The organism is Streptococcus sp. k-378 (assembly GCF_013277505.1).
In the GTDB taxonomy this organism is placed as follows: Bacteria; Bacillota; Bacilli; order Lactobacillales; family Streptococcaceae; genus Streptococcus; species Streptococcus pseudopneumoniae.
Window position 1 is genome coordinate 1 of record NZ_VMNC01000081.1, and the last position, 12,610, is coordinate 12,610.

At 40.4% G+C, this 12,610-nt stretch carries 12 protein-coding genes and 1 tRNA gene; all 13 read left to right on the plus strand.

Annotated elements, in window-relative coordinates; translation table 11 throughout:
* Positions 1-119 precede the first annotated feature (119 nt).
* Complete coding sequence (locus tag HT719_RS08175; RefSeq protein ID WP_023938617.1) at positions 120-479, plus strand: YbaN family protein; 360 nt, start codon at positions 120-122, stop codon at positions 477-479.
* 90 nt (positions 480-569) lie between these two features.
* On the plus strand, positions 570-1,202 hold the full coding sequence (locus tag HT719_RS08180; protein WP_023938615.1) for a copper homeostasis protein CutC: 633 nt from the start codon (positions 570-572) through the stop codon (positions 1,200-1,202).
* Between the two features lie 43 nt (positions 1,203-1,245).
* Positions 1,246-1,902 (plus strand): MmcQ/YjbR family DNA-binding protein, encoded by a 657-nt coding sequence (locus HT719_RS08185; RefSeq protein ID WP_023938613.1) that lies wholly within the window; start codon positions 1,246-1,248, stop codon positions 1,900-1,902.
* 313 nt (positions 1,903-2,215) lie between these two features.
* Positions 2,216-3,778 (plus strand): 2-isopropylmalate synthase, encoded by a 1,563-nt coding sequence (locus tag HT719_RS08190; RefSeq protein ID WP_023938610.1) that lies wholly within the window; start codon positions 2,216-2,218, stop codon positions 3,776-3,778.
* A gap of 11 nt (positions 3,779-3,789) precedes the next feature.
* Positions 3,790-4,827 (plus strand): 3-isopropylmalate dehydrogenase, encoded by a 1,038-nt coding sequence (gene leuB, locus HT719_RS08195; RefSeq protein WP_023938609.1) that lies wholly within the window; start codon positions 3,790-3,792, stop codon positions 4,825-4,827.
* Entirely contained in the window at positions 4,824-5,093 is a 270-nt protein-coding gene (locus tag HT719_RS08200; protein WP_023938607.1) for a DUF1294 domain-containing protein, read from the plus strand. Before leuB ends, HT719_RS08200 begins: the two co-directional genes overlap by 4 nt.
* A gap of 3 nt (positions 5,094-5,096) precedes the next feature.
* Positions 5,097-6,479, plus strand: coding sequence for a 3-isopropylmalate dehydratase large subunit (gene leuC / locus HT719_RS08205; protein WP_172928844.1), 1,383 nt, complete (start codon positions 5,097-5,099; stop codon positions 6,477-6,479).
* Positions 6,480-6,488: 9 nt separating this feature from the next.
* On the plus strand, positions 6,489-7,082 hold the full coding sequence (leuD, locus tag HT719_RS08210; protein ID WP_172928846.1) for a 3-isopropylmalate dehydratase small subunit: 594 nt from the start codon (positions 6,489-6,491) through the stop codon (positions 7,080-7,082).
* Between the two features lie 29 nt (positions 7,083-7,111).
* Positions 7,112-7,891, plus strand: coding sequence for a Sua5/YciO/YrdC/YwlC family protein (locus HT719_RS08215; protein WP_172928848.1), 780 nt, complete (start codon positions 7,112-7,114; stop codon positions 7,889-7,891).
* A 156-nt stretch (positions 7,892-8,047) separates the two neighbouring features.
* The gene (locus tag HT719_RS08220; RefSeq protein WP_172928850.1) at positions 8,048-9,757 is read left to right on the plus strand and encodes an AAA family ATPase; all 1,710 of its coding nucleotides are present in this window, start codon (positions 8,048-8,050) and stop codon (positions 9,755-9,757) included.
* The gene (locus HT719_RS08225; RefSeq protein WP_172928852.1) at positions 9,744-11,060 is read left to right on the plus strand and encodes an McrC family protein; all 1,317 of its coding nucleotides are present in this window, start codon (positions 9,744-9,746) and stop codon (positions 11,058-11,060) included. Before HT719_RS08220 ends, HT719_RS08225 begins: the two co-directional genes overlap by 14 nt.
* A gap of 172 nt (positions 11,061-11,232) precedes the next feature.
* Positions 11,233-12,219, plus strand: a complete 987-nt coding sequence (locus HT719_RS08230; RefSeq protein ID WP_138703432.1) for a GMP reductase — start codon at positions 11,233-11,235, stop codon at positions 12,217-12,219.
* A gap of 65 nt (positions 12,220-12,284) precedes the next feature.
* A tRNA-Arg gene (locus tag HT719_RS08235) sits at positions 12,285-12,356 on the plus strand.
* Positions 12,357-12,610: the final 254 nt, after the last annotated feature.

The window sequence follows — 12,610 nt, forward strand, 5'->3', positions numbered from 1 at the left end:
GCTCAAAGCACTGCTTTGAGGTTGCAGATAAGACTGACGAAGTCAGGAACCATACCTACGTCAAGGCGACGTTGATGCGGTTTGAAGAGATTTTCGAAGAGTATTAACTAGGAGTAGTTATGCGTATTATTTATCTTATTATTGGTTTTTTATCGCTGGCCTTGGCTATTATTGGGGTTGTTTTGCCTTTGCTACCTACAACGCCTTTCCTTTTGTTGTCTATTACTTGTTTCTCCAGAAGTTCCAAGCGCTTCGAAGATTGGCTTTATCATACCAAGCTCTATCAAGCATATGTAGCTGATTTTCGGGAAACCAAGTCCATTGCGCGTGAACGTAAGAAAAAAATCATCGTATCCATCTACATCTTGATGGGAATTTCCATTTATTTTGCACCTCTTTTACCAGTCAAAATCGGTCTGGGAACCTTGACCATCTTTATCACCTACTATCTCTTCAAGGTCATTCCGGACAAAGAATAAAAAATAGTAACTATTTTCCTTGATATAAACGAAAGCATATTTACAACAATATGATATAATAAATTTAAAGTAATCTTCAAGGAGAATCAAATGATTTACGAATTTTGTGCTGAAAATGTGACCTTGCTTGAAAAAGCGATGGAGGCTGGAGCTCGTCGAATCGAACTCTGTGATAATCTTGCAGTTGGTGGGACAACACCCAGCTATGGAGTGACTAAGGCAGCAGTTGAACTGGCAGCTAACTACAATACAACCATCATGACCATGATTCGTCCACGTGGTGGCGACTTTGTCTACAATGACCTAGAAATTGCTATTATGCTAGAAGACATTCGGTTGACTGCTCAGGCTGGAAGTCAAGGGGTTGTATTTGGAGCTTTAACTGCTGATAAGAAGTTGGATAAGCCTAATATTGAAAAGTTAATTGCTGTATCCAAAGGATTGGAAATTGTCTTTCACATGGCCTTTGATGAATTGAGCGAAGAAGACCAGTTAGAAGCTATTGACTGGCTTAGTCAAGCTGGTGTCACTCGTATCCTAACTCGCGCTGGTGTGTCTGGCGATTCACTAGACAAACGTTTTGCTCACTATCACAGAATTTTGGAGCACGCTAAAGGTAAAATTGAAATTCTACCAGGTGGGGGGATTGACCTTGACAACCGTCAAACCTTTATTGACCAGCTAGGCGTGACACAATTGCACGGAACTAAGGTTGTCTTTTAAAAAATAGAAAGGAACTGCTAGCTTTGGGTAGCAGTTTTAACTTATGTTTGAAATTTTTAAATCCTATCAGTTTAATCACGAAAAGGCTAAAGCTTTTGGTTTTGTAGAAAATAGGGGAGTCTGGACTTATAGTCGCCAGATTTTGCAGGGTGATTTTGTCATGACTGTGTCCATCACTACTGATAATGTGAGTTTTCAAGTCTTTGACCAGGAGACTGGTGATCTCTATCCTCAAGTTCATATGGAAAGCATGAGGGGAAGTTTTGTTGCAAGTGTACGTGAGGCTTGTTTGGAGATTCTCTACCAGATTCGGAAGGCTTGTTTTGATGTGCAGGATTTTATCTGTCCTCAGACTAAGCGTATCATGACTCAAGTTCAGGAAAAGTACGGAAATCAGTTGGAGTATCTGTGGAAAAAATCACCTGATACGGCAGTGTTAAGACATGAAGGCAATAAAAAATGGTATGCTGTTTTGATGAAAATCTCTTGGGATAAGCTGGAAAAGGGCAGAGAAGGACAAGTGGAAGCAGTCAATCTCAAACACGACCAAGTAGCGGACTTGCTTTCACAAAAGGGCATTTATCCAGCTTTTCATATGAACAAACGCTACTGGATTAGTGTGGCGCTTGATGATACTTTATCAGATGAAGGAGTACTGGAATTGATAGAAAGAAGCTGGAATTTAACTTCTAAAAAATGAAATATTTCAAGGATTTTCAATAACTTTCAATTAGCTAAATATTCTCTACTGAAGAAATTTTCAGAAAATATTGGATTTTTTCTTGACAAGTGCTTTTGCCTATGCTAAAATACTAAACAAGATATCAAACGAAGGAGAAAGTCAAACATGAAAACAGCTAAGTTTAATCAATTTGCTTTGTTGTTGAGGTACTCGGGCTAGTGCAAAAAGCATTAGTCCTGTTTGGCTTACCAAGCGGGAGTAAATCAACATCTCGCTTGGGTTTCTGAGCGAGATGTTTTTTTAAAATCACATTTGGAAAAGGGGAAATCTTATGCGAACAGTTGAATTTCTAGATACCAGCCTTCGGGATGGAGAGCAGACACCGGGCGTTAATTTTTCAATCAAGGAAAAAATTGCCATTGCAAGACAGCTGGAGAAATGGGGTATTTCAGCCGTTGAAGCCGGTTTTCCGGCGGCGAGTCCTGATTCATTCACAGCAGTGCAGGAGATTGCCAAGGTCTTGAAGAAAACAGCAGTGACTGGTTTGGCCCGCTCTGTCAAGTCTGATATTGATGCTTGTTATGAAGCCCTCAAGGATGCCAAGTATCCACAAGTTCACGTTTTTATTGCTACTAGTCCGATACACCGAAAGTATAAGCTCAATAAGAGCAAGGAAGAGATTTTGGAAGCTATTAAGGAGCATGTTTCTTATGCTCGTTCTAAGTTTGAAGTGGTCGAATTCTCGCCAGAAGATGCGACCAGAACAGATTTGGATTTCCTCCTGCAAGTTGTTCAAACAGCGGTTGATGCAGGTGCTACTTATGTCAATATTCCTGATACGGTAGGATTTACAACGCCAGAGGAATACGGAGCTATCTTCAAATATTTGATTGAGAATGTTAAGACGGATCGCCAGATTATCTATTCGCCTCACTGTCATGATGATCTTGGGATGGCAGTCGCTAATAGCCTTGCTGCTGTTAAGAATGGTGCAGGGCGTGTCGAAGGAACTATCAACGGTATTGGTGAGCGAGCTGGCAATGCTGCTTTGGAAGAAATAGCAGTTGCTCTCAATATTCGCCAAGATTACTACCAAGCAGAAACCAGTATTGTCCTAAATGAGACAATCAATACGTCAGAAATGGTTTCTCGCTTCTCAGGTATTCCAGTTCCTAAAAACAAGGCCGTCGTTGGTGGTAATGCCTTCTCTCACGAATCTGGTATTCACCAAGATGGAGTCCTTAAAAATCCTCTTACCTATGAGATCATCACCCCTGAATTGGTCGGTGTCAAGAGTAACAGTCTTCCGCTTGGAAAATTGTCTGGTCGCCATGCCTTTGTCGAGAAACTGAGAGAATTGGCCCTAGACTTTACAGAGGATGACATCAAGCCACTCTTTGCTAAGTTTAAGGCACTGGCAGACAAGAAACAAGAAATCACAGATGCAGATATTCGTGCTCTGGTAGCTGGAATCATGGTTGAAAATCCAGAAGGCTTCCACTTTGATGATTTACAACTTCAAACCCATGCGGATAATGACATCGAAGCGCTCGTTAGCCTAGCTAATATGGATGGTGAGAAGGTCGAATTTAATGCGACAGGGCAAGGTTCCGTTGAAGCAATCTTTAACGCTATCGACAAGTTCTTTAACCAATCCGTCCGCTTGGTGTCTTACACTATTGACGCTGTGACAGATGGAATTGATGCCCAAGCTCGGGTTTTGGTCACTGTTGAAAACAGAGATACAGAAACCATCTTTAATGCAGCAGGGCTTGATTTCGATGTACTGAAAGCATCTGCTATTGCCTACATCAATGCCAATACCTTTGTTCAAAAAGAGAATGCTGGTGAGATGGGACGCAGTGTTTCCTATCGTGACATGCCTAGTGTGTAAGGGAGAATGCTATGACAAAGAAAATAGTAGCTCTAGCAGGGGACGGAATTGGCCCAGAAATCATGGAGGCTGGTTTAGAGATTCTGGAAGCTCTAGCTGAAAAAACAGGTTTTGACTATGAGATTGATAGACGACCTTTTGGAGGTGCAGGTATCGATGCTGCAGGGCATCCCTTACCTGATGAAACCCTCAAGGTATGTCGTGAAGCATCTGCTATTCTCCTAGCGGCTATCGGTAGTCCTCAGTATGATGGAGCAGCGGTTCGGCCTGAACAAGGCTTGCTAGCTCTCCGTAAGGAACTCAATCTTTACGCTAATATTCGCCCTGTAAAAATCTTTGACAGTCTCAAGCATTTGTCACCACTCAAACCGGAACGAATTGCTGGTGTAGACTTTATCGTGGTGCGTGAGTTGACAGGCGGGATTTACTTTGGAGATCATATCCTTGAAGAGCGCAAAGCGCGTGATATCAACGACTATAGCTATGAGGAAGTGGAGCAGATTATTCGCAAAGCCTTTGAAATTGCAAGAAATCGCAGAAAAATCGTTACTAGTATCGATAAGCAAAATGTGTTGGCGACCTCAAAACTCTGGCGGAAAGTATCTGAGAAGGTCTCACAGAATTTCCCAGATGTAACCTTGGAACACCAGTTAGTGGACTCAGCTGCCATGCTCATGATTACCAATCCTGCCAAGTTTGATGTCATCGTGACAGAAAATCTTTTCGGAGATATTCTCTCGGATGAATCAAGCGTTCTATCTGGCACACTTGGGGTTATGCCATCAGCCAGTCATTCTGAAAATGGACCAAGTCTCTATGAACCTATTCACGGTTCAGCACCTGATATTGCTGGTCAAGGAATTGCCAATCCTATCTCCATGATTTTATCAGTGGCCATGATGCTGAGAGACAGTTTTGGACGTTATGAGGATGCAGAGCGTATCGAGCGTGCTGTTGAGGCAAGTTTGGCAGCTGGTGTTTTAACAAGAGATATAGGGGGACAGGCTTCGACCAAGGAAATGACGGAAGCTATTATTGCAAGGTTATGAAGTTAGACGAAAAAATTACTCTAGTCCTTTTGATTTGGAATGTCATGGTTTTCTTGATTTATGGTATTGACAAATCTAAGGCAAGGAGAAGAGTTTGGCGCATCCCTGAGAAAATCTTACTTATTTTGGCCTTTACTTGTGGTGGTTTTGGTGCCTGGCTAGCAGGAATCATCTTTCACCACAAGACTCGAAAATGGTACTTTAAAATAGTTTGGTTTCTTGGGATGGTGACCACACTAGTAGCCTTATATTTTATTTGGAGGTAATGGATGACAGGAAAATCGATTTTTGATAAATTATGGGATCGTCATGTTATCACAGGAGAAGAGGGGCAGCCCCAACTCATGTATGTGGACCAGCACTATATCCACGAAGTGACCAGTCCTCAGGCCTTTCAAGGACTACGAGACGCAGGTCGTAGATTGAGACGACCAGACTTGACATTTGGAACCTTTGATCACAATGTTCCGACAGTCAATATCTACGATATTCGAGATGTTATTTCCAAGGCGCAAATTGATAAACTTGCTGAAAATGTTGAGGAGTTTGGGATTGAACATGCGGCCCACGGTTCTGAAAAACAGGGGATCGTTCATATGGTTGGTCCAGAGACAGGACGAACCCAACCAGGGAAATTCATCGTTTGCGGAGATAGCCACACAGCAACTCACGGAGCTTTCGGAGCAATCGCCTTTGGAATTGGGACCAGTGAGGTCGAACATGTCTTTGCGACACAGACACTCTGGCAGGTCAAACCCAAGAAAATGCTGGTGGAATTTACAGGTGTTCCTCAAAAGGGAGTTTATTCCAAGGATTACATTTTAGCCTTGATTGCCAAGTACGGCGTTGCTTGCGGCGTTGGCTACGTGGTGGAATATCGTGGACAAGCGATTGATGCACTGAGCATGGAAGAGCGAATGACCATCTGCAATATGTCCATCGAGTTTGGATCTAAGATGGGAATCATGAATCCGGACCAAACCACCTATGATTATCTCAAGGGACGAGAATGTGTTCCAGAAGATTTCGATGAGGCTGTGGCTGATTGGAAAACAATTGTCAGCGATGAGGATGCTGTATACGATAAGGTTATCCAGATGGATGTCTCAGACTTAGCTCCTATGGTAACCTGGGGAACCAATCCTGCTATGGGTGTTGACTTTGACAGTAGTTTCCCAGAAATCAAAGATATGAATGATGAACGAGCCTACAATTATATGGATTTGGAGCCTGGTCAAAAGCCAGCGGATATTGAACTAGGTTATATCTTTATCGGTTCTTGTACTAATGCTCGACTCAGTGATTTGCAGCTGGCTGCGCGATTTGTCAAAGGGAAGAAAATAGCTCCTAATCTAACAGCTATCGTGGTTCCAGGCTCTCGTCCTGTCAAACGAGCTGCTGAGAAGTTGGGTTTGGATAAGGTTTTCATAGATGCTGGCTTTGAGTGGAGAGACCCAGGCTGTTCTATGTGCCTAGGGATGAATCCTGACAAGGTACCTGCTGGTGTTCACTGTGCCTCAACCAGCAATCGAAACTTTGAAGATAGACAAGGATTTGGTGCTAAGACCCACCTCTGCAGTCCAGCCATGGCAGCTGCAGCAGCTATCGCAGGGCGCTTTGTAGATGTTCGGCAAATGCCAGAGGCCCAGTAAGGAGAGGATATGGAGAAATTTACAGTTTATACAGGAACGACCGTTCCTCTCATGAATGATAATATCGATACCGATCAAATCCTACCTAAGCAGTTTCTCAAGTTAATAGATAAGAAAGGCTTTGGTAAGTACCTCATGTATGCTTGGCGTTATCTGGATGATCTCTATACTGAGGATCCTGACTTTGTCTTTAACCGACCTGAATATCGCAAAGCCAGTATTCTCATTTCAGGGGATAACTTCGGCGCAGGGTCTTCGAGGGAACATGCAGCTTGGGCCTTAGCAGACTATGGTTTTAAGGTAGTGATTGCAGGATCTTTCGGTGACATTCATTACAATAATGAACTCAATAATGGCATGTTACCTATTGTTCAGCCCAGAGAGGTTAGAGAGAAACTAGCCCAGCTAAAACCAAGTGACCAGGTAACTGTGGACTTGGAACAACAAAAAATCATCTCACCAGTTGGAGAATTCACTTTTGAAATCGATAGCGAGTGGAAACACAAGCTCTTAAATGGTTTAGATGATATCGGTATCACCTTGCAGTATGAAAATTTGATTGCTGCCTATGAAAAACAACGACCAGCCTACTGGCAGGATTAGAAGAAAAATAGAAAAGGAAATATAGAACTATGACAAAACACATTCAATGGAAGGGAACACTTTCACAAGAAGGCTATGACATTTTAAAAGGTGAGGGCGGATGTATCGTTTGCCCTACTAAAGTTGGTTACATCATCATGACTAGCGATAAGGCTGGTCTTGAACGTAAGTTTGAAGCTAAAGAGCGTAACCGTAACAAACCAGGTGTTGTTCTCTGCGGTAGCATGGATGAGCTTCGTGCTTTAGCACAACTCAACCCAGAAATTGAAGCCTTTTACCAAAAACATTGGGATGAAGATATTCTTCTTGGTTGTATCCTTCCTTGGAAACCAGAAGCCTTTGAAAAACTCAAAGCATACGGTGATGGCCGTGAAGAACTGATGACTGACGTGCGTGGTACTAGCTGTTTTGTTATCAAGTTTGGGAAAGCTGGTGAACAATTGGCTGCCAAACTTTGGGAAGAAGGCAAGATGGTTTATGCCTCATCAGCTAACCCATCTGGAAAAGGAAACCGTGGTAAGGTAGAAGGTATCGGAGAACGTATCGAAGGAGCTGTAGACCTTGTCATCGAAGCAGACGACTATGTGGCATCCATCCAACCTGACAAAACGATTGAAACTCGCTATGAGCAAGGCGTGATGGTGTCTATGGTCGATAAAGACGGCAAACTCATCCCAGAACAAGGAGGAGATCGCTCAACTTCACCAGCTCCAGTTGTTATCCGTAAAGGACTTGACATTGATAAGATCATGATGCACCTGTCAGACACCTTTAACTCATGGGACTACCGTCAGGGCGAGTATTATTAAGGTAAAAAATAAGTCTAGTGTTAAGAGGGAATACCCCACTCTACACTAGACTTTTTCTTTAGAAATTCTTTTCTTTTTCTATAGGATATGATATGCTAGAGATGAACTATATATTAATAGAACTTATTTGTGAAAGTAAATTAAAGGAGTATTCAAATGAACAGTAAACAAAATAATTACTTTTTTGTTGGTACAAGATTTGGTGGTGATGATTATCTTGAATATTTCAGGAAAGAAGGAAAGTGGGAATTAGGATGGCATAACAACGAGGAAAATAAACAGTATCAAAAAATGTTAAAGTTGTTTAATAAAATTAAACCAGGTGACGTTTTATTTGCTAAATCCACATATGTCAAAAAGAAGAATTTACCTTTTGTAAAGAAAGATGATTTAAAGGTTTCTGTGATGAAAATTCGTGGAATGGCGACTGTTAAAGAGGTTTTAGATGATGGGCATACCATTATTGTTGATTGGAAAAAAGAGTATATAGAGAGGGAGTGGTTTTTCTTTACGGGGCAAGAAACAATATGGTTTCCATCAGATATTAAGTATCGAACTAAAGAGACTAACCAGTTAATAAAATTTGCTGCAAGTGATGAAATCATAATTCAAGACTATGACTATTTTTTGAATCATCCTAATTGGAAAAAGTATAAAAAATTAGAAAGTGAAACTATGTTAAGGAATGATTTTTTATTTAATTATAGTGGTATATTAAGAAAATCCAAAAACCTCATCCTCCGTGGTGCACCGGGGACGGGAAAAACTTATCTTGCTAAAGAAATTGCTAAAGAGTTAACGGAAGGTCATGAGGAGCAAATCGGCTTTGTACAGTTTCATCCATCTTATGATTATACGGATTTTGTAGAGGGTTTGAGACCAGTATCAAATGGGGATGGAGCTATTGAGTTTAAATTACAAGATGGTATTTTTAAAGAGTTTTGCCAGAAGGCAAAAGAAGCTCAGAAGACTGGAGGTCAAGATAATTTTGAAGAAACGTGGGCTAAGCTAACGGATGCTATCAATGAAAAGCAAGGACAATATTTCTTCCCTCGTAGTTCGGTTCCAGCCAGTTTAAATAGTCAAGGGAATGTGAAGTTTGATTCTCCTGTTGCTACCAAAGAAAAAGTGTATCTTTTGTACAAGGGTGAGGAGACTAAGTTAAAGTACGAAACTTATCAAAAAATCGTTTTAGATCACATGAAAGAAAGTTATGGCTTATGTGATTATGTGTTTCCAACAATTGATACAGACAAGAAATTCGTCTTCATCATCGATGAAATCAATCGTGGGGAGATTTCTAAGATTTTTGGCGAACTCTTTTTCTCTATCGACCCTGGCTATCGTGGTGAAAAAGGAAGTGTTTCTACCCAATATGCAAATCTACACGAAACTGATGAAAAGTTCTATATCCCCGAAAATGTTTACATCATCGGAACTATGAATGATATTGATCGTTCAGTGGATACCTTTGATTTTGCTATGCGTCGTCGTTTTCGTTTTGTTGAAGTTACTGCCGAGGGTCAAGTTGGCATGTTGGATAAAGAGCTGAATATCCATGCAGAAGAAGCAAAAATTCGTCTAAGAAACTTGAACGCTGCTATCGAAAATGTTCAGGAATTAAACAGTCATTATCATATTGGACCAAGTTATTTTCTTAAGTTGAAGGATGTAGATTTTGACTATGAATTACTCTGGTCTGATTATATTAAGCCTCTCCTAGAAGACTACTTGCGAGGTTCTTATGATGAGGTTGAAACTTTGGAAACTTTGAAAAAAGCATTTGAACTGACAAATAATGAGCAAAAAGATCAGGCAGTAGCTGATGACAATGAAGGCGATGAAAACGATGATGCGGATTACTGATAATCAACACAAGATTATTAAAGAAAAATTTGTTGAAGAATATCCTAAACTAAGCAATCTTCTTTTAGACAGAACCTTGGAAAGTCTATCCCAAGATGAACGTATTTTCATTTTTCCAAATGATTTGACTCATACTACTGATTTGGATAAGGACCAAAAGATTTTTGAAACAGTTAATCAGAAAATCAAGACAGGAAATGTAATTGGTTTTCTAGGCTATGGTCAGGAGAGATTAACCATTTCTTCTCGCTTTTCAAACGAAAGTAATGACTGTTTTTTACATTATCTTTTGCAAAAGGTTCTTCATATCAATCTGACTAGTTTAGATGTTGCTTTGTCGCGTGAAGAGAGACTTTATCAACTTTTGATGTATCTCTTCCCTAAGTATCTACAAGCTGCAATTCGAAAAGGTCTTTATAAGGAATACCAGCGATTTTCTCATAACGACAGTCATGTTAAGGGAGTGATTGATGTAAGAAACCATCTCAAGAAAAATCTTCCTTTCACGGGAAATATTGCCTACACAACAAGAGAGTTCACCTATGATAATCCTCTCATGCAGCTAATCCGTCACACTATTGAATACATTAAGAATCAGAAAAGAATTGGGCAAGGGGTTCTTGATAATCTCTTGACTAGTCGTGAAAATGTAGCAGAAATCGTGCGGGTAACTCCTTCTTATAAACTAGCTGATCGTGCTAAGATTATTCGGGGAAATCAATCTAAACCTATACGTCATGCATACTTTAACGAGTACAGAAAACTACAAGCACTTTGTCTGATGATCCTAAACCAAGAAAAGCACGGTTTAGGCTATCAAGATCAAAAAATTCATGGTATTCTTTTTGATGTTGCCTGGTTTTGGGAAGAGTATGTTCATACTTTGTTGCCAAAAGATTTCATCCATCCACGAAATAAGGATAAGACGGATGGGATTTCAGTGTTTTCTATTCGAGAACGAAAAGTTTATCCAGATTTCTATAATAGAGATTTAAAAATTGTGTTAGACGCTAAATATAAAAAGATTGAAGATACTGAAAAAGGAATAAACCGTGAGGACTTGTTCCAACTGATTTCCTATTCTTATATTTTAAAAGCTGAGAAGGCTGGTCTTGTTTTTCCGAGCGAGGACAAGGTTGTTGATAATGAGATAGGAAAGCTAGCAGGGTACGGAGCCTTATTAAAGAAATGGTCTATTCAAATTCCTCAGAACTCTTCATCCTATCGTGAATTTTGTGAAATGATGGAAAACTCAGAAGAAATTTTTAAAAGGAATATTACTAAAGAACTGGGGAGAAAATAATCTCTCCTTTTCTTTTGTTGTTTATCCAATAAAAACCGAACTTTATATTTTAATTTATAAAATTATTTGACAAAAACTGTACTTTGATTTATAATGAATTAAGGAAACGTCGGAAAAGACGTAGTGGTGCGAGAGCATAGGTAGGTCATTACAAAAGAAACGAGACATCGATATGTTAAATGAATTTCCAATTTTTGATTACGAAGATATTCAATTGATTCCAAATAAATGTGTGATTAAAAGCCGTGCAGAAGCGGATACAAGTGTCACTCTAGGAAATCACACCTTTAAACTACCTGTTGTGCCAGCTAATATGCAGACGATTTTGGATGAAAATGTAGCAGAGCAACTGGCTAAAGGTGGTTACTTCTACATTATGCATCGTTTTGATGAGGCAGGACGCATTCCTTTTATTAAACGAATGCATGAGCAAGGACTTATTGCTTCTATCTCTGTCGGCGTTAAGGACTATGAGTATGATTTTGTTAGCCAGCTCAAGGATGATGCTCCAGAATACATCACGATAGACATTGCTCATGGTCATGCAGATAGCGTGATTTCTATGATTCAACACATCAAGAAAGAATTGCCAGATACTTTTGTTATTGCTGGAAATGTGGGAACACCAGAAGCGGTGCGTGAATTGGAAAATGCTGGTGCGGATGCCACTAAGGTCGGAATTGGTCCTGGTAAGGTTTGTATCACCAAGGTCAAGACAGGTTTTGGTACAGGTGGTTGGCAGTTGGCTGCTCTCCGTTGGTGTGCCAAGGCTGCCCGTAAACCGATTATCGCTGATGGAGGAATTCGTACTCACGGCGATATTGCCAAGTCTATCCGCTTCGGTGCTAACATGGTCATGATTGGTTCCCTCTTTGCAGGACACATCGAAAGTCCAGGGAAAACGATTGAAGTCGATGGTGAACAATTCAAAGAATACTATGGTTCAGCTTCCCAATACCAAAAAGGTGCTTACAAAAATGTGGAAGGCAAACGTATCTTGCTTCCTGCTAAAGGTCATCTGCAAGACACTTTAACTGAGATGGAACAAGACCTTCAAAGTGCTATTTCTTATGCAGGTGGACGTCAGGTTGCTGACCTTAAACACGTTGATTATGTTATCGTGAAAAACTCGATCTGGAATGGGGATACTTCCCACTAAGACGGGCTATCTCACTAGAAAAAACTTGTTATTAGAGCAAATTTCTGTTATAATAAAACAAGTTTCCACCCTTAGTGTAATGGATATCACGTAAGATTCCGGTTCTTGAGATGGGGGTTCGATTCCCTCAGGGTGGATGTAAACATCCTAAAAAGCCTTTAATAGGGCTTTTTGTTTATCCTGCCTCAAATTTGCCCCTAATACTCTTCGAAAATCTCTTCAAACCACGTCAACGTCGCCTTACCGTACTCAAGTACAGCCTGCGGCTAGCTTCCTAGTTTGCTCTTTGATTTTCATTGCGCATTATCTCCATCCTTTATACTGATTTACAAAATAGTCCGGAACACTTCTCATACGCAAGACTTTCTTTTACAAACAAAGGAAAAAGCGT